Here is an 18,818-nt window from a genome sequence, read left to right as displayed (position 1 = left end):
AGCTAAATCTTACTAATCTTATCTTGTAAAGGTTTAACTTTAAAAGCTTAAGTGCTTAATAAGCTTAAACAATGCGTTGAAATTTTTGGGAAGTAGAATATTACAAATGTAATGCTTAAAGTTTGCTTATGTGATGAGGGTTTTGTGGAAGTTTTGTGAGAATTTGGTGAAAATTTTTGCGGAGATTTTTTTGATGCGAGTTTTTTTATAGAAGTTTTTGTAAAAGTTTTGCTTAGGTATTAGAATCTAGCTTTTTGGATTCTGGTCTATCTAGATTCTGGTTTGGATTCTGCTACTTTTGGCAAAACAGCGCAAAATAGCAGAATCTGGGGGGGGGGGGGGGGGAAAAAGTTATAAAACCCAGCAGGCTAGATTTTAGGCGACAACTACCCAGAATCCAAACTTGAGAATCCAAAACTTGCAGATTCCGCGCGCGATTAATCCCGCCAAGCCTACTTCTTACTTCTTGCGCCCTTTTGTAGCCACAGGTGCGGCGAAGCGTAGCAAATACACGCGCCAGATAAACGAAGCACTAAGCGAGACAAGCAACAGTTTAAACACCATTTCGCTTTGAGTATGGATGCTCTCAAACTCCTCGCTAGCCGTAGCCGCCGCGCCATCGCTTTGCGCCGCGACGATAGCAGGCGTGTAATACATCGTAAATAAAAATATCAAAACCACGCTCAAAATCCCCACACCTAGCAGAAATAGCGACTTTTTGGACGAGATATTAAACGCCAGCAGCTCATAGATGAGGATAAAAATCGCCATCGCGTTTAGGACATAATTAAACCGCACGAAAATCTCTGTCATAAGCAGCCCAGACGCATAGCTCGTCATCTCGGTGATTTCTAGCACGGCTAGGTATTTTGAGGCGTTGAAAATCACTGGCGCGCTTAGCATGCCGCATGCCAAAATGCCACCGATAGTAACGCCCAAAGCCCATAAATACACGCTTGTGATACAAGAAGCAAAAACCTTCATGATAAATCCCTTGCTTTAAGATATAATGCGAGAATCATACACAAAAAGAGTTACAATGAAAATACTAATCGCGCCAAGTGAGTCAAAAAGTGAGTCAAAAAATCTGCCAAAGTCCGCGCCAGCAGTATCTCAAAAAGCAAAAACAAAGCTAGCAGAATCTGATTTAGGCGCCACTTTGGCAGAATCTAAAAGGCTGGATTCTCATGTGGAGCCTAAAGATGTGGAATCTAAAAGTCCAGAATCTAAAAAGCTAGATTCTAGCCCCACAAAATCCGCCACGCAACAAAATGGCATAGATTCTATCCTAGCCAGCGACATAGATTCTGCTTTTGCTAATGGCTTGGATTCTAGTGACTTGGATTCTAGCGCCAATAGCATAGATTCTGATCCCATGTGGGGCGGGCTTGAAGCGCGCAGAGCAAATATACGCGCCTATCTAAGTGCGCTAAAAAACGAGCCAGATACGCAAATACTTAAAATCTTTGGCGCAAAGCGCCTTGATGCAAATATGCTCGCATCTTGCCTAGAGCTTTTGCAAAGCCCGCGCGTAGAGGCGATAGAGCTGTATAATGGCGTGGCGTTTAAGGCGCTAGATTTCGCCTCGCTAGATTCTGGCGCGCAGGATTTCATCAGGCAAAGCGCGCTGATTTGCAGCAATCTTTTTGGCTTGGTGCGTGCCAGCGACGCCCTGCCCTACTATCATCTAAACCAAAACTACACCTCCAAAACGCTAAACCTAAAATCCCTCTACAAAGCCCAATCCAGCGAGATAGACGCGCTGCTAGATTCTGCCTATCGCGCGGGCGAGATGGTGCTAGACCTGCGCGCTGGCGTGTATATCAAGGCATATCCGCTGAAAATCCCGCATTTTACGCTAAAAATGCCGACAAAATCCATAAGCCACCAAGCCAAACTTTACCGCGGGCTAGCGCTTAGAAATCTCGCGATATTTATAAGCCAAATGCGCGCAGAATCCAAAAATGCAAAACTATCAGATATGGAAAACACGCCACTAAAGCAATATATACAAGAGCACTTTGCGCCTGCGTGATTTGGCAGCGTGTGATTAATTTAGCAGTGCGCTAGATTCTGGCTTGAAGCGCTAAATTTGTAGTAGAATCCGCTTTTATATATAAATAATTACCTTGCAATAGCTCATTTTACACCAAAGCGCGCTAGAATCTATTTTGCCCCCTACCCTAAACTATTTTTAGCCTTACAGCTTTGTCTATTGTTTGGAATCATTTTTGCTTATTTTGTCGCAAATTATCTTGCAAGGATAGAATGTGTCAGAACAAATAAGCAATATAAAAGAGCTGAAAAAGCCCGCGCTACACATCGATGCGCCCTCATCCAAATCGCCCAAAATAGCGCAAAATGGGGCGGATTCTGGCGCGGATTTTAAAAGCGTGCTAGAAAAATCACTCCAATCCCAAAACAGCGCAAACACAGATTCTAGCGCGCCTTTTGGCACCTCCAAAAACACCGCCAAAAACACAGCACTAGCAGAATCTAGCACAAAAGGCTTGGCGAGCAAGATCCCAAGCCAAAATCCCGCAAACGCTGCCAAAACGCTATTGCAAGGCGAGGCGATGCCAAAAAATGCGCTAAACAACGCCCTATTTTCGCAAGACACAGCATCCGCGCCAAACGCAAGCCAAAGCGCAAACGCCACTCAAAGCGCGCTAGATAAAATCAAAGCAAACGAAAAAAGCGCACAAAATCTCGCAAGCCTAGACGCCGAAAACCCCAAACAAGGCATAAAAAATCTAAATGATATGGCAAAGGCAAAACCACAAGACACCTTCCTATCCAAAATCGCCGCCAACGCCGCCGCACTCGAAAGCGCCGAAGCAGAATCCACCGCGCCAAATAGCGCAAACGCGCAAGAAAAAGGCGCAAAAAGCGGGCTAGATTCTACTCTAGCAAAATCCGATTTGTCAAAATCTGGCTTATCAAAATCCAGCACGCCAAATCAAGCAAACGCAAAAAGCCTAAGCGAGAATCCAAAATCACCAAGCACCGCCAGCGCGCAAACTCTAAGCCAAAACAGCCAAAATGCTGACAAAATAGACGCGCTAGATTCTGATATGTTTGGCGCGCTAGCACAGGGCATGGGCGCGCAAGCCCTCGCAAGCACAAGCACAAATAACGCAAACAGCCTAAGCGCACAAGCTCTAGGCAAAGGCAGCCAAGCATTTTCACAAAGCAGCGCGCAAAATAAGCCACTAGCGAGCATGCCAAGTGGCGCAAATAGCACGCAAACACTCGGCGGCGTGGTGCAAAAAGCGCGCGATTTGGACCTAAATCCTAGCAATGTAAAAATGGAAATCGATGGCGATGAGTTCAAAAACGCGCTTAGCAATCGCATTCCAAACGCAACGCGCTCGCCCATAGCAAATCAAGATGGCATCAAGCAGTTTTTTGACAAGCAAGACGATCAGGCTTTGCGCCCATTTTTCTATATGCTCCAAACCATCGATGCTAGGCAAGCAGCGCTTAGAAGGGCTGGCAATGCCAATAAAGTCGAGTATGTCATGGAGGGCAAAAGCGAGCGCGTGGCGGTTATAAATCGTGGCAAAAATCTCCCCAAAAATATCGTAGATTCTAGGCTAAAAAACGAGCGCCAAGAAAAAGTCTTTGAGCAAATCCAAAAAGATCTCATCTCTGGCAAGGCGCTGGATTTAGAAGAAATCAAGGCAAATCTATTTTCTAGCGATGTCGAGATAGAATCTAGCGTGCAGACTTTCCGCGCTAGCACCAATCCAAACGCTACGCAAAAAGGCGCAGTGAGCCTAGCAGCCGCTGGAGCTAGTCTTGCAAGGGGCGCAAATGCAGAATCTGCTAGAAACGCTAAAGAGGGCGAAGAATCAAGCAAAGGTGGCAAATCACGCGCGAGTGCGCTTAGCCTAGATTCTAGCGACACAAAAGCTAGAGCAAGCAGCGGTGCAAATGCCAACACCAATGGCGGCGCAAATAGCAATGCCAACGCAAACGCGAGCGCAAATATGAGCGCGCAGCTAGGCGAATGGGGAGCAGAATCTAGCATCGATGAGTCAAGCTTCCTATCCGCACTCGAGCAAGAAAAAGACGCCAAAGCAATGACGCAAGCACAAAACGCCAGCCCCAAAGAAGCAGAATCCAAAGCCAAAGCGCCAGAAGCAAAGCTAGCCGCTAGCGCAGCGCTTGGCGCAAACGCTATCAAAAGCGACGCAAAGCCGCTTTCTAGCAATGTGCGCGAGACGATAAACGCGTTTGTCAATCAGTTTGACCAAGAGGTGAAAAAGTTTAAACCGCCGATGAATAGGATCTCTATGGAGCTTTCGCCAAAAGAGCTTGGCAATATCGAGCTTACTATCACACAGCGCGGAAACAACCTGCATGTAAGCATCGTGTCTAACCCACAAGCGCTAAATCTTTTCGCGCAAAATCAAACCGAGCTTAGAAACGCGCTCAATGCTTCTGGGTTTGAAGGCGTGGATTTGAGCTTCTCATCAGATTCTGGTAGCAATGGCGGCAATGGCGCAAATGGCGAAAATAGCCAAAATCCTCAAGGCCATCAAAGCTATGAAGGCGCACTTGCCAGCGCGCAAGATAGCACAAACAACATTTCTATGATGGAAATCACGCTGCCGCTTTATGCATAAGCAAAATAAGGAGATAAAATGGCAATCGATTTGGCAAAAGTGACCGGCGCAGACAAAGCCGCAGAGGCAAAAGCCGCAAAAGAATCCGCACCAAAAATTGCTAATGGAATGGATAAGGATGCGTTTATGAAGCTGTTTTTGGAACAGCTAAAAAACCAAGATCCAACCGCGCCAATGGAAACAGACAAAATCATCACGCAAACCGCGCAACTTACACAAGTAGAAATGCAAGAAGAAAACAAAAAAGCCATGAAAGAAATGGTAAATTCTATGAAAGTGATGCAAGAGAGCAACGAGGAGTTTAAGGCGTTTCAAGAGACGCTAAAAGAGACTATGGATAAGCTTTCAAGCGGGATAGATTCTAGCGTGGAGGCTTCTGGGCAAATGTCACAAGCCTCATCTTTCCAAAGCGTGGCAATGGTAGGCAAAATCGCAGAAACGGATGTAAGTGGCGTGAATTATGCGGGTGAAGGCAAAACAAGCTTTGCGCTGTATTTTGATGAGAAGATAAAAGCAGATTCTGGCACGCCTGTGATTCAGATATTTGATGAGGACAAACGCCTTGTGCGCACTATCTCGCTAAAAGACAGAAATGGTGAAGGCGGATATTTAGATTTTAGCTGGGATGGGCTTGATGATAGAGGCGAGCAAATGCCGCAAGGCTCGTATTCTATCCAAGCAGAATACAACCTAAACCCCAAAACCAACCAATACCTAAACACGCGCGTAGGGCGCGGGGAAATCCAAAGCGTGCTTTTTGACAAAGGCAAACCACTCATCCGCATGGGCGAGCTGATACTGCCACTAAGTGCAGCTATGGAATTTTATGATAAGCATGTGGAATAAGGGAAAGAGGCGCGAGATGCCAGCGATAAGTATTTATGAAGCGGCAAGCATTTATGATGAGATGAAATAAAGGGATTTAAAATGAATAATACTTTGCTAAATTCTGCGAGCGGGATAAGGACACATCAATTTGGGCTAGATTCTATCGCTAATAACATCGCCAATGTCAATACCAATGGCTACAAAGAAAGCATCCCAGAATTTAAAAATCTATTCTCCACGCACATGGATAGCCTAAATGCAAACTCTATCACAAACAATGACCGCTCCTATGGCGCGACTGCTTCAAGCAATGCTATCTCTACCAAAAATGGCAACTATCATCCAAGCGATGGCGATTTTGATGTGGCATATATGGGAAAAGGCTGGTTTGTCATAGGTCCCAACAACGAAGGCAGCTTCTCTATCACGGAAGATGGCTATGAAGAGGATCAAAAGACCTATTTCACGCGCAATGGCTCTTTTATGCGCGATGCAGATGGGTATCTAGTCACGCCTAGCGGGTATTATGTCTATGGCATAAATCTAGGCAAAATCGAAAATGGCATTTTCACTTCTAGCAGGGATGAAGAGGCGGATTTGCAAGGATTGCATCAAGCGAGCATGAAGCCTATGCAAATCCCCCAAGAGCTGAAATTTCACCCAGTGCTTACGACAAATGTCGATATTTCTGTGAATCTAAACGCCAAATCAAACTTCAAATCCGCCCAAGAAGTGCTAATCCCAAATGGCGAGATAGACATCTCGCGCGTGATGAGCCAAGATGTCGCAAGCTTTGCAGATAATGATGGCAATGCGTTTGATCCGCGCGCGTTTCGCGATATCATCATCACGACAAATGGCTCAAATGGCGAGCAAAACTATCGCTTCACTTATGGAAATGGCGGCGTGGGTGCAAATGAGTTTCACACGCTTGGCGATTTGGCAGAGCTATTTGCTAGGGCAAATCTCACGCTTAGGCCAACCATAAGCGCGCTAGGTGGCGTAGCGCTTAGTGTGGAGAATCAAACAGGCCAAAATATGCAAGTAACCATAGGCGGCTCACTCTCTAGCAGGATGGGGATAAACACCGCGCAAGTGCCCCTGCCTCCACAAGAGCAGATAAATAGCAAAGATCTAAAAATCGCTACCTACACGACTGCGATTGATATCTATGATGAGGATGGCAAGAAATTTTTGCTAAAAAGCGAATACTACTTGCGCGATGCGGGTGATCCTACCGCCACGCCGCCAATCGAGCAGCTTTGGGAAGTGCGAAGTGGCGTGTATGACTATAATGGCGAGTTTCTTATAAGCAAGCAGCTTGTGACGCATGAGCTGCGGTTTGACCGCGATGGCAAGCCCACTTCACAAGAGCCAATCGAGCTAGATTTCAAAGAAGGCAGTATCCGCTACTCTGTGACAAATAGCAAAAAATACACTTCTAGAAACCTGCCCTATGAGGATTCTAAGCTGCTAGAATCTAGTCAAGATGGCAAGGCAGAAGGCGATCTCAAAGACATAAGAATCGATGAAAATGGCATCATTTTCTTAGCGTTTAGCAATGGTATCAGCGAGCCTATGGGGCGGCTTGGCGTAGCGGCGTTTGTCAATGATCAAGGGCTCAAAAAAGATGGCGGCAATGTGTTTTCTATGACGACAAGCAACCTAAATGGGCAAAACCGCGTGCTAAGCGGGAATCCAATCCTAGGCTGGAATAGCGATGATGGGAATCTAAAATTTGGGCAAATCAAGCATAAATATCTAGAGACGAGCAATGTAGATGTGGGTAATGCGCTTACTAATCTCATCATGTATCAGCGCGGATACTCGATGAATGCCAAAGCGTTTTCTGCTGGCGATGATATGGTAAAAGAGGCTATCGGGCTTAAGAGGTAGATTCTGGATTCTTGGAATGTAAATAAAGGCGCGGATATTTTTAATATGTTTAATAAATATGTTTAATAACTCGCCACTAGAATCTAACCCGCCGAAGTGGTATAAGAAATAAGGCAAAAGCGCTGGAATCCAAATCTGTCGTTGCTAAAGAATCTTCGATTTGCCAAAAACTTTCCTCGTCATTGCGAGCCGACTTTGTCGGCAAAGCAATCCACTTGTATTTTTATAGATTGCTTCGGATTTTTCAAATCCTCGCAAAACGAACGAAGTGAGTTTCTTTAGTAATGACAAAAAAGCAAGTTTCTTTTAGTAAAATGACAACGACAAAACTTAAAAGGAGTCGAAAATGACGAAGCAGAATCTAAAACAGCTAGCCCTTATCGCCATAGCTGCGCTTGGCTTGATGTTTAGCGCTTGCAATATTTTTTCAAACAATACAGCAAGCATAAACCCACTCACCGACAAATCAAAACACATTTACCACCCGCAAAACCGCGATGAACTCGTGCGGCTGCTAAAAGATGAGTTTATCAAGCTAGGCACCATCGACACGAGCAAAATCACAGACATGAGCTTTTTGTTTGCAAATATTCTTAGTAATAAGTGCGACAACTTAGGAGAGGGGCTTGAATCCTATATACAAAATTGTAAAAATTCTGCTAGCGCGCGCAAGGACTTTAGCGGGATTGAAACTTGGGATACTAGCAAGGTAGAAAATATGTGCTATATGTTTGCTAAAGCAGAATCCTTTAATCAATCGCTTGATAAATGGAATGTTGGCAGGGTTACAAGTATGCAAAGTATGTTTTATTATGCGGAATCCTTCAACCAACCCCTAGATTCTTGGAATACGGCTAATGTCACAAATATGCTCCAGATGTTTTATAAAGCAAAATCTTTCAACCAACCACTTAATTCTTGGAATGTCAGCAAGGTTACAGATATGAATAATATGTTTGCTGGTGCAGAGTCCTTTAACCAGCCGCTTGATAAATGGAATGTCGGCAATGTAAAAAATATGAGTGAGATGTTTTATGAAGCATATTCATTTAACCAAGCACTTAATAGGTGGAATGTCAGTAATGTAAAAGATATGAGCCATATGTTTTTTTGGGCAGGATCGTTTAATCAGTCGCTAGAATCTTGGGATGTAAGTAATGTTGCAGATATGGGCGAAATGTTTTCTTTTGCAGCATCCTTTAACCAACCGCTAGATAAATGGAATGTCGCAAATGTTACAAATATGATAAATATGTTTACTTCTGCAAGGTCCTTTAACCAGCCACTAGATTCTTGGGATGTAAGTAATGTTGCAGATATGAGCTGTATGTTTTGTTTCGCAGAATCTTTTAATCAAAATCTAGATTCTTGGAAAGTAAGTGAAAACACGAACACAAGCGATATGTTTAGCGACTCGCCACTAGAATCTAATCCGCCGAAGTGGTATAAATAGCGGCATAAAGAGCGCTAGTGCAAGATGAGGCGACAAAGCGCGACTGGATTCTGGATTCTAAATCTAGATTCTGGCGCGCTGGCTTGCGTTTTGGATTCTGGTGTGCTTGATTTTGCTTGCGTTTGTTTGGTGATTTTGCTTGATTTTGAAACTTTTGTCTGCGCGATAAATAAGTTTTGAGATTTTAAACTTTTATTTAAAAATATTTTGTATAATCGATACTCAATCTTATTTTAAGGAGTCTCAGATGAAGTCTGTGTTTTCAAAACTTGCGCTAGCTAGCGTTCTTTGCGTGTCTTTGGGTTATGCTGCTGATTATAGCAAGCAAAGCGATAGCGACCTTATCAAGCTAAACAATGGCAAGCTAAAAGCGGCTGATGCAGCGGATCTCAAGCTAGAAATCATGAAGCGCGCTAGCAAACTAGAAGGCGATGCGAAAAAAGATTTCTTCGAAAAGCTAAAAGCTTCTTATGAAAAAGCGACAGATAGCTGGAAAGCAAAAGATTTGCGCGCTTATGAAGCAGAAGTGAAAAAAGCATTCAAAGAAAAAGTGCAAAGCCTAAGCGATGAAGCAAAAGCAGAGCTTGGTCTAGGCGGACATGGCGCTAGCTGCCCAAATCACCAAGAAGGCACAACAGATAAAAATGCAGGCGCAGCAGATAAAAACGCAGGGCACAAACACTAATCCATTTTTACAAAGTCTATCTTTGTGAAGTAGGTGCGCGTCGGGGTGCTAGCTTTTGGAATCTAGATTTAGATTCTAGGCTGGCGCCTAAGGCGCGAAATATTAGAATCCAAAAAGCGTTTTCTAAAAGTAAGCAAATAGGAGTTTTTATGTTTAGCATGTTTAAGCGTGGCATTAGCAGCGTGATAGGCGCGGTATTTTTGATAAGTATGGTAGTCGTTGGCGCAAATGCGTTTGAGAAAAAAATCGAAAGCAAAGATGGCTTTGAAATCACCATCTCAAGCCCCAAAAACTTCACCGCGGGCAAAAACTCGTTTGATCTCATACTTACCAAAAATGGCGCGCAAATAGCGGATTTGGATAGCGCAAAAGTAGCCGTGCGCTTCTCTATGCCAGAGATGCCCGGCATGCCAAAAATGAGCGAAGATGCGAGTATCAGCCTAGAATCTGGCGCGCTCAAAGGCGTCGTCAGCTTCCCACACGGCGGGACTTGGCAGATACGCGTGAATTTTGAAGTCGATGGCGTAAAATACCAAGCAAAGAGCAGCATAGATTTCTAGGGCTTAGATGCGCTTTTTTGGCTTGGTGCTGGTGCTTGCGTGCTGTGTGAGCCTATACGCGCAAGACTCACAAGCGCCAAACGCCACAGGGCAGAATCTAGATTCTGCTAGCGACACAAACACCAAAAGCGATAAAAGCGCTCTAGATTTTTGGGAGGGCGCTGGCGATTTCCCGCCACATTTGCGCGAGCTATTAGCCACGCTGCTAGATAAAAACGAGCAGATAAAGCTACTAAATACAGAAATGCTAGCCCTTCAAGCGCAGGCAAAAAAGGAGGCAAAATGGGAAAATCCCATGCTTTCTTTTGGCTACAACAGCGCGCATATCACGCAGCCCTTTAGCTTTGGCGTCAATGATATGCAAAACATCGCCATAGGCATCAGCCAAAAGCTAGACCTAAGCGCCAAACGCGCCGCCACCGCGCGCGCCACGCGCACAAATGCCGACATCAAAATCCTAGAGATAAAAGCCCTGCAAAACACGCTCATCGCCTCCATGATAGGCGACATCATCCGCAATGAAACAAACCTAAAAACCCTAGAATTGCTCGATAAATCGCTGCAGAATCTAGATTTTCAGATAAACTCGCTTGGCAGCTCCAAAAACTTCAACTCCTTGCAAATCCAAAAGCTAAGCGCGCTAAAAGCAAAGCTGCAAATAAGGCGCAACTAAATCGCCAACGCGTTACGCACGCTGCATATTTCTGCGAGCCAAGCAAGCTTTGGCGCGATAGATTTGGATTCTGCTAGCGCGCAAAATGTTGGCAAGCAAGATTTTGGCGCGCCCAAAAATATCTCAAACACCTCGCAAAACCCGCCAGAATCTAGCGCGCACCAGCACACAGGCACAATGCCAAGCACCACACCAAACCCAACGCCAAGCACCACGCAAAACGCGCAAAACGCCGATATCAGAGCGCTTGCCAACGCGCTTATAGAAAAAGCGAGCAAAGAAGCCAAAGCGCTGGATTCTGCGCGCTTTGAAGCGCTTTTGCACGAGATAGAATCTAGCAACTATGAGATAAACCAAACGCTCCTAGCGCAAAAAGCAGCGCATCACACCACTAGTGCTGCTAAGCGCGAGTATCTTTCAGACATCGAAGTGGGCTTTAGCTATATGATTCGCGCCAATCGCACCGATATGTTTGGCGTGAGTGTTGGCGTGCCACTGCCGCTTTATGGCAAGCAAATCGCGCAAGCAAAAGAATCCAGGCTAAAAGAGCTAGGCGCGCAAATAAGCGTGCGCGAGGCGCAAAACAAAATAAAACACAGCGCCTCAGCGATTTTCGCACAAATCACCACACTGCGCGAAAATCTAGCACTCATCGATAAAGTGCTTTTACCTGCAAACACCAAAAGCATCGAGCTCTACACGCACCATGCCACAAGTCAAAGTGGCGCTTTTTTGGAGTTTTACACCGCGCTAAATGAGCGCATCGATAGCGAGATCCTGCGCTTAGAGACGCTAAGTGAGCTTTGCGCGGCGTATTGGAGTTTGCAGGCGTTGAGGGGCGATAACTAAGGGCTTACAAACGCAAAAGGGAATCCAAAAAATAGCCCAGAAAAAAGCCAGAAAAAAGAGAATCTAAACACAGGAAAGCACAAGATGAAAATAAACAAAGCAGGCATTTTAGACAAAATAGGCGCAAGCAAAATAAACACGCCAAAAGCGATTCTAGCAGTTTGTGCGCTTGGCATAATTGTTTTATGTGCGGCTTGCGCGCTTTGGTTTTTCTCTCCTAGCTTTGGTGAAAATAACACGCCGCCAAGCGATGCCACGCAAAACACCACAAGTGCCACAAACACCACAACCACCAGCGCGCAACAATCAGAACAAAATCCGGCCACACCAAACGCGCCAAACGCACAAAACCCCAAAAACCAAACCAAACCAGCGCAAAACGCGCTTTTCAAAATCCCTCTCATCGCGCCAAAGCGCCAAAATATCGGCGACTCGATGCAGTATTTTGGTATCATCAAAGAAGATGAAAGCAGAATCCACAGCCTAAGCGTGCGCGCGGATGGCTTCATCGAGCAGCTTTTCATCGCAGACACATACGCGCAAGTCAAAAAGGGTGCGCCGCTTTTCACCTTCTACGCGCCAGAAATCATCGATGCGCAAAGCGAGCTTTTGGGGACTTTTGATTCTAGGCATAGGCATTTGGCGCGCGAGAAACTAGCCCTGCTTGGCGTGCATGAAAAGGAGATAAAAGCGATAGAATCTAAGCGCGCGATAAAAAATGCGATCGCCTATTATGCGCCCTTTGATGGCGTGGTGTTTACCAAAAATGCCAATGTGGGTGCGGGCGCGAAAAGAGGCGATGAAGTCTTTCGCATAGTAAATCTTGATAAAGTTTGGGTGATAGCGAGCATCCCGCAGGAGGATTTGGGGCTGCTACTACAAGCTAGCAATGCGGCAAAAACAGGCGCAAAAATACCAGAATCTAAAAATGCGCCAGAATCTAAAAATACAAAAGATGCGCTGGAATCTAAAATTTCAGAATCCGCCAAAACTTCAGAATCCGCGCCAGAATCTAAAAATGCAGAATCTAAAAGCGCAGAATCCACAAATACAGATTCTAGCAAAAACTCCAGCGCGGATTCTGACAAAAATTTAGATTCTGACAAAAGCGCGTCACAAAGCGCCCCAGAATCCACGCCCGCAGAATCCACACTCGCCACTCTGCAAGCCCGCGCCACTCTGCAAGATAGAGCGCATGCCAAGCCCTTCGCGCTAACCTTTGATATGATATACCCAGAGGCAAATCAAGGGCTTTTGCAAGCGCGCTTCATCGCGGAAAATCCGACAAAAGAGCTTTTCCCCAAAGCCTTTGTAACTATCACGCTAAACATCGCGCCAAGCACGAAGCTCACGCTCCCACAAAGCGCGATTTTGCGTAAAAATGGCAAGTTTTATGTGTTTGTTTATGATGATGAGGGGAGTGAAGGCGAAAAAGTGCTTTTGCATCATAGCGAGTTTATGCCGCGCGAGATAGAGGCTAGGAAGATTCTAGGCTCGAGCTTTTATGAGATTTTAAGCGGGCTAGGCGAAAATGATTTGGTGGCAAAGGATGCCCTTTTTGTGCTAGATTCTGACGCGCAGAATAATGGGGATTTTGATGATTGAAAATATCATCGCTTGGTGTGTCAAGCACAAATATGGTGTGCTTTTAGTGGCGTTTTTGCTAGTCATTCTTTCACTCTTCGCACTGCCTAGGCTAAAACTCGACGCCCTGCCAGATCTCACGCCGCCGCAAGTCGTGGTGCAAGTCGAGTTCCCCTCGCAAAGCCCGCGCATCATCGAAGAGCAGGTGACTTATCCGCTTGTTAGCGCGCTTATGGGGATTGCTGGGGTGGAGAGTGTGCGAGGGATCTCTAGCTATGAAAACGCACTAATTTATGTGATTTTCGCGGACAAGGTGGATTTGTATTGGGCGCGCAGCAGAATCCTAGAGCAGCTCTCGCGCAGTAGCAACCTCCCGCAAGGCGCAAAAATCTCGCTTGGAAGCGATTCTAGTAGTGTAGGCTGGGCGTATCAATACGCGCTCATCTCGCCTAGCAAAAATCTAGCCGAGCTAAAAACACTGCAAGATTTCTACTATAAATACGCGCTACTAGGGATTGATGGCGTAAGCGAAGTGGCGAGTATCGGGGGCTTCATCCAAAACTACGAAGTAAGCCTCTCTACGCCAAATCTCATAAAATACGACCTTGATTTGCAAGAAGTGATAAATGCTATCAAGCGCGCCAACAACGACAGCGGCGGGGGCGTGGTAAATCAAGAGGGCTTTGAGCGCATCATCTATGCGAGCGGCTATATCAAAAGCGCGCGAGATTTGGAAAATGTCGTTGTCAAAATGATAGATTCTACACCGCTGCGTGTGGGCGATGTGGGCGATGTGGGCGAGGTGCGACTGGTGCCAAAGCCTAGGCGGGGTGCCGCTGATCTCAATGGCAAAGGCGAGGTGGTGGGCGGTATCGTGCTCGTGCGCTATGGCGGCAACACATATAAGACCCTGCAAAATATCAAGCAAAAAGTGGATGAGCTAAATGCTGCTAATCAAGAGGTAAAAATACAGCCTGTGTATGATAGAAGCGAGCTTATCGAAAATGCGCTAAAAAACCTCGCCAAAACGCTAGCCGAGGAGAGTCTCATCGTGCTTGTGGTTTGCGCGATATTTTTGCTGCATTTTAGAAGCGCGCTTGTCATCATCATCACACTGCCGCTTTGTGTGCTTTTTAGCTTTTTGCTTATGTGGGTGGCGGGGATAGAATCCACGATCATGAGCCTTGGGGGCATCGCTATCGCGATAGGCGCGATGGTGGATGCGGCAATCGTGATGATAGAAAACGCGCATAAAACGCTAAGTGCTAGGGGTGCGGCTGGCAGAAATGTGAGGGATGAGGATGTGGGGGGTGAAAATGTGGATTCTAGAAATCTGGCGGGCTTTGGCGCTGGGCGCGAGAATCTAGCAAACTTTGGCGCAGAGTATCAGAATCTAGATTCTGGCAACACAAGCGCGCTGAATCCACATTTGCAAAATCTAGGCGCGCAGAACCCGCATTTGCAGAATCCACCACCCCCGCAGAATCCACATTTGCCAGCTCCCACCCGCGAGCAGCTTATCATCGCCAGCGCGCAGAAAGTTGGCGCGCCGATATTTTTCGCGCTTATGATTGTTGTCGTGTCGTTTTTGCCTATCTTTGCGCTTAGCGGGCAGGAGGAGCGGCTGTTTGCGCCGCTTGCTTGGACCAAAACCTTTGCGATGCTTATAGGCGCGCTGCTCTCCATTACGCTTGTGCCAATCCTTATGAGCATTTTTATCAAAGGCAAGATTCTAGCCGAAGAGCAAAATCCCATAAACCACTTTTGCATCAAGTATTATCACAAGATTCTAGTCTTTGCGCTGCGCTTTAAATGGAGCGTTTTGGGTGCTTGTGGCGCGCTGGCGATAGGCGCTGGCGTGGCGAGCTATGGGCTAAAATGGGAGTTTATGCCACAAATCGATGAGGGCGTGCTTATGTATATGCCTGTGACAAACACCTCGATGAGTATCGATATGAGCCTAAAATACCTGCAAGCTGTCGATGAAATCATCAAAGAGTTTGGCGAAGTAGAAAGCGTGTTTGGCAAAGTCGGCAGGGCAAACACCTCCACCGACCCAGCTCCGCTATCAATGCTAGAAGTCTATATCCACCTAAAACCGGGGCTAAAACTTAGCACCCAAGAAGTGCGCGACAAGCTAGAATCCGCCCTGCAAATAAAAGGACTCACCAACTCTTGGACCTATCCCATACGCGGGCGCACCGATATGCTACTAACCGGCATCCGCACGCCACTTGGCATAAAACTCTATGGCAATGACAGAGTAAAGCTGCAAGAACTTTCATTGCAGATAGAATCCAAGCTAAAAGCACTCGATGAAAGCCTTTCTGTCTTTGCCGAGCGCGCAAACAGCGGGCAGTATCTTCGTATCGACATCGATGAAGTGAAACTCGCGCGCTATGGCATCTCCAAAGAGTCGATCTTTACCCTGCTAGATTCTGGCATCGGCGGGCTAGAGATCACACGCAAAATCGATGGCGTAGAAAGCTATCCCATATCTGTGCGACTTCTAGACACGCAGCGCAACGACAAAGAGGCGATAGAAAATATCTACATCAAAAGCGCGCTAGGCTTCATCCCACTGCGCGCGGTGGCAAGCGTGGAGTATGAAAATGGCGCATCAGAACTTCGCAGTGAAAATGGGCTTGGCGCAAACTGCATCTACATCACGCCAAAATTTGGCATAAGCGCAAAAACTTATAAGCAAGTAGCGCTTGAAGCGCTAAAAGATCTATCACTGCCGCAGGGGTATTTTTATGAGTTTAGCGGGGAGAGTGAATATCTGCAAAAGGCGCTAGACACGCTTGAATACATCATTCCTTTGAGTTTGCTATTGATTTTTGTGCTGATATTTTTGGCGCTCAAAGATTTGTCTTATACGATTTTGTGCTTTTTTAGCCTGCCTTTTGCGCTGCTTGGCGGGCTTTTGGCGATTGATTGGCTGGGGTATAATCTTAGCATCGCCGGAGTTGTGGGGATTCTCGCGCTTCTTGGAGTGGCGAGCGAGACGAGCATCGTTATGTTTTTGTATCTCAAAAATGCCTATGAAGAGCGCAGGATAGAGAATCTAAGCGAGCTCAAACAAGCTGTGCTAATAGGCGCGGCACAGCGCGTGCGCCCAAAGCTTATGACCGTGCTTAGCATCATCGCTTCGCTTGTGCCTATCATGTTTTCTAGTGGCACCGGCAGTGAAATCACCAAAGCCATCGCTGCGCCCATGCTTGGTGGCATGATAAGCAGCATGGTGCTATGCCTCCTCATCGTGCCTGTGTGTTTTTATATACTAAAGGCAAGAGGGCTTAAGTAAGCTAGCTTTGTCCTTTTTTGTTTCGCATGTCACCTTACGCGCCCTACTCTACCAAAAACACATAATTATTTATAGGTAGCCTAAAGTAATTTTTATCAACAAAAAACAAAGCATCTTTTAGCGACTTTGTATCTGTGTCAGAATCCTTCTTTTCTAAGTTAGCACGCCTATAGATAAACTCTTTTGCCAATGATTTTATGGATATATATGGCAAGCCTATGCGCTCGGTTTTGTAGATTAGCCTATATTTTTGCTTCATTTGATTTATATATTCTTCATCTATATGGTTTGCGCTAGCATTCGACAATATGATGATATCGCCGCTTTTTAAGGCATCTGCATTTAGATTGTATGCAGAATCTAGTTTTGCATAGTTGATAGCGGGCGCATTTGGTGCAAGTTTTTTTACATCAAAATTACCAGCATTGTATATTTCATTCAAATACCTGGTAAAAAATACCAAATACCAGTTGCTAAACAACAACTGCCCTTCCCTATATGATGCTCCATCAAAATATATATCTACCTTTTATGGTTTATCTTCTACATAATCACGCATAAACTCGAGTGTATCATAAAAAATTACACCAGTACTTTTAATGCTTGCAAATGTATATATACCTTGCGGAATAGAACTAACCAAATACAAAATCACACACAATACAATAGCCAATCGCAGAAGCCATTTTATAAGATTGCTTAAAATGCATTTTTTGATATGCTCGCCATATTCTATTGTAATTTTAATGGTATATATAATCCCACCAATACTCATAAAATACACTGGAAGCAAATAATACTTTCCAAACATCATTAGCTTAATATATCCAACCGCGCACAATACTCCAGCCACCAAGCTAGCATCCCAAAAAGGATGCAAAACACTCCAACGATTGGATTTGTCATCATTTGCATTGTTGTGCTTTTTATAAAAAGCCACTTGCAATATACGCACAAGAATCAAAATCGGCAGCAGCAAGAAAACAAAAGAATCATTCAGCACATAGTTGCCAAAGCCTTTTGCTATTATTTCCGCTCGTTGGACAAAAGCCATCGATTCAAATCCTTTATCATACATGCCTTTCATCTGGGGCACCACCAATACCACATAAATCAATAAAAACACAACTCCACTTAGACATATCAAACTATGATATATCAATATACCTCTATCACAATCTTTGATTTTGGCAAGAAGTGCTTTAAATATGCCATTATCTTTGTGTTTTGCATCATTTGCTTGCGCCTGCAGCACATAAATCAGCAAATAAAAAAAGCTAAAGCCACTAATCAGCAAAAAAGCGGTTTCTTTTAGATAAATGCAAGCATTAGCGCTTATTATGCCAATGATTGCAAATTTAATATGCTTTGTGCGGATATAAGCAAGGCTTGAAAGCAAAAATATACATAAAAACAGCGCCTCTGGACGCTCCGGATAGCAGATGCCAAGCATCACAGTGACAAATCCCGGATTTAGAAAACATACAATTAGGCTTACAAAAATTAGTGCATTATACTTACTGGAGGTATCATTGCTAGAAGCATTAGATTTGATGGGGGGGGGGGCAATAAATGTTTTAGCAGAATCCAGCGCTTGTCTTAGGATAGATAGCAACATCAGCGCTATAGCAAACACTATCGCCGCATTTATAGAGAAAAATAGATAGGGCGAAGTGGAGATTTTGGCAAGCAGTTTGATGTCCCAAAAAGCAAAAGGATAGAATCTGCCGCTTGTTGGCTTATATCCACTATCTGTTGTCGTGTTTAAATTATAAATATCAAGCCAATACCAAATATCATCCAGATTAAAAGTATATCTAGAATACATAACCATTCCTACACAAAAAGCAATCACGAAGCCCCTATACAAAAATCCCCAAACGCCAAAATCTCTTGCTTTAAGTCGCATAAATATCTCCTTAGGTCAAAAACAAACTTGGATTATAACAAAAAATCAGAAAAAACGATTTTGCGTCAAATAAAAAAGCAATAGAAAGCAAAAAACACCCAAAGCTATGCAAAAAATCAGATTTTAAACTTGTTAAAATCTAAAGTTATTCGTCCCTTGGTTTCTGGGATTCTATTTTACCTTTGTGATTTTATCGCAGAATCTATTTGCACCCAAGCGAGCTTAAGCACCCAAAGCCGGTTAAGCAACCCAAACAGCCCCAAAACAGCAAAACTGCTCAAAACACACGCCAAACCACGCGCTCTACGATAAAAATCCCACACGATAGCCACCAGCACGAGGCTCAAAAGCTGCGCCGCGCTTCCCATGTCTTTTGCCTTTTTGGCGAAGGGGTGCGGCTCTAGGCTGGTGTGGTCGATCGCATTTTCTATCGCGGAGTTGAA

14 protein-coding genes and 2 pseudogenes are annotated in these 18,818 nt (G+C 45.0%); 12 read left to right on the top strand and 4 right to left on the bottom strand.

The annotated features are described in order from the left end of the window. Positions 1-459: 459 nt before the first annotated feature. Entirely contained in the window at positions 460-984 is a 525-nt protein-coding gene (locus BKN38_RS08565) for a DUF4149 domain-containing protein (RefSeq protein ID WP_066456334.1), read from the bottom strand. Between the two features lie 55 nt (positions 985-1,039). On the opposite strand from BKN38_RS08565, the gene yaaA reads away from it, so the two are divergent. From yaaA to BKN38_RS08510, 12 genes and pseudogenes are all read left to right on the top strand, one after another. Beyond that, the gene (gene yaaA, locus BKN38_RS08560) at positions 1,040-2,035 is read left to right on the top strand and encodes a peroxide stress protein YaaA (protein WP_066456331.1); all 996 of its coding nucleotides are present in this window, start codon (positions 1,040-1,042) and stop codon (positions 2,033-2,035) included. A 235-nt stretch (positions 2,036-2,270) separates the two neighbouring features. Further along, positions 2,271-4,631 (top strand): flagellar hook-length control protein FliK, encoded by a 2,361-nt coding sequence (locus BKN38_RS08555; protein ID WP_070957793.1) that lies wholly within the window; start codon positions 2,271-2,273, stop codon positions 4,629-4,631. Positions 4,632-4,649: 18 nt separating this feature from the next. Then, a pseudogene (flgD, locus tag BKN38_RS08550) lies at positions 4,650-5,459 on the top strand (flagellar hook assembly protein FlgD); the annotation flags it as partial. A gap of 99 nt (positions 5,460-5,558) precedes the next feature. Then, entirely contained in the window at positions 5,559-7,355 is a 1,797-nt protein-coding gene (locus BKN38_RS08545; protein WP_066456321.1) for a flagellar hook-basal body complex protein, read from the top strand. A gap of 346 nt (positions 7,356-7,701) precedes the next feature. Beyond that, positions 7,702-8,808, top strand: coding sequence for a BspA family leucine-rich repeat surface protein (locus BKN38_RS08540; RefSeq protein WP_104720833.1), 1,107 nt, complete (start codon positions 7,702-7,704; stop codon positions 8,806-8,808). Positions 8,809-8,832: 24 nt separating this feature from the next. Then, complete coding sequence (locus BKN38_RS11215; protein ID WP_156528215.1) at positions 8,833-8,988, top strand: hypothetical protein; 156 nt, start codon at positions 8,833-8,835, stop codon at positions 8,986-8,988. Positions 8,989-9,055: 67 nt separating this feature from the next. Next, complete coding sequence (locus tag BKN38_RS08535) at positions 9,056-9,493, top strand: DUF1104 domain-containing protein (RefSeq protein ID WP_066456319.1); 438 nt, start codon at positions 9,056-9,058, stop codon at positions 9,491-9,493. 149 nt (positions 9,494-9,642) lie between these two features. Then, on the top strand, positions 9,643-10,053 hold the full coding sequence (locus tag BKN38_RS08530) for a FixH family protein (protein WP_082942578.1): 411 nt from the start codon (positions 9,643-9,645) through the stop codon (positions 10,051-10,053). A 7-nt stretch (positions 10,054-10,060) separates the two neighbouring features. Next, positions 10,061-10,726: a TolC family protein gene (locus tag BKN38_RS08525; RefSeq protein WP_066456318.1), complete on the top strand. Its 666-nt coding sequence runs from the start codon at positions 10,061-10,063 to the stop codon at positions 10,724-10,726. A gap of 63 nt (positions 10,727-10,789) precedes the next feature. After that, a complete protein-coding gene (locus BKN38_RS08520) occupies positions 10,790-11,575 on the top strand; it encodes a TolC family protein (RefSeq protein WP_066456316.1) in 786 nt (261 codons plus the stop codon). An 84-nt stretch (positions 11,576-11,659) separates the two neighbouring features. Beyond that, positions 11,660-13,180: an efflux RND transporter periplasmic adaptor subunit gene (locus BKN38_RS08515; RefSeq protein WP_066456314.1), complete on the top strand. Its 1,521-nt coding sequence runs from the start codon at positions 11,660-11,662 to the stop codon at positions 13,178-13,180. After that, on the top strand, positions 13,173-16,466 hold the full coding sequence (locus BKN38_RS08510; protein ID WP_066456337.1) for an efflux RND transporter permease subunit: 3,294 nt from the start codon (positions 13,173-13,175) through the stop codon (positions 16,464-16,466). Before BKN38_RS08515 ends, BKN38_RS08510 begins: the two co-directional genes overlap by 8 nt. A 43-nt stretch (positions 16,467-16,509) precedes the next feature. Here BKN38_RS08510 and BKN38_RS08505 read toward each other — a convergent pair whose 3' ends face one another. The 3 genes and pseudogenes from BKN38_RS08505 to BKN38_RS12065 form a co-directional block, all read right to left on the bottom strand. Continuing rightward, positions 16,510-16,908: a hypothetical protein gene (locus BKN38_RS08505; protein WP_156528213.1), complete on the bottom strand. Its 399-nt coding sequence runs from the start codon at positions 16,906-16,908 to the stop codon at positions 16,510-16,512. Positions 16,909-16,995: 87 nt separating this feature from the next. Further along, a complete protein-coding gene (locus tag BKN38_RS08500; RefSeq protein WP_066456300.1) occupies positions 16,996-17,922 on the bottom strand; it encodes a hypothetical protein in 927 nt (308 codons plus the stop codon). Positions 17,923-18,692: 770 nt separating this feature from the next. After that, positions 18,693-18,818 (bottom strand): annotated as a pseudogene (locus BKN38_RS12065) (diacylglycerol kinase); the annotation flags it as partial.

This window comes from Helicobacter sp. CLO-3, assembly GCF_001854545.1.
GTDB lineage: Bacteria > Campylobacterota > Campylobacteria > Campylobacterales > Helicobacteraceae > Helicobacter_B.
This window is presented reverse-complemented; position numbering and strand designations above follow the sequence as displayed.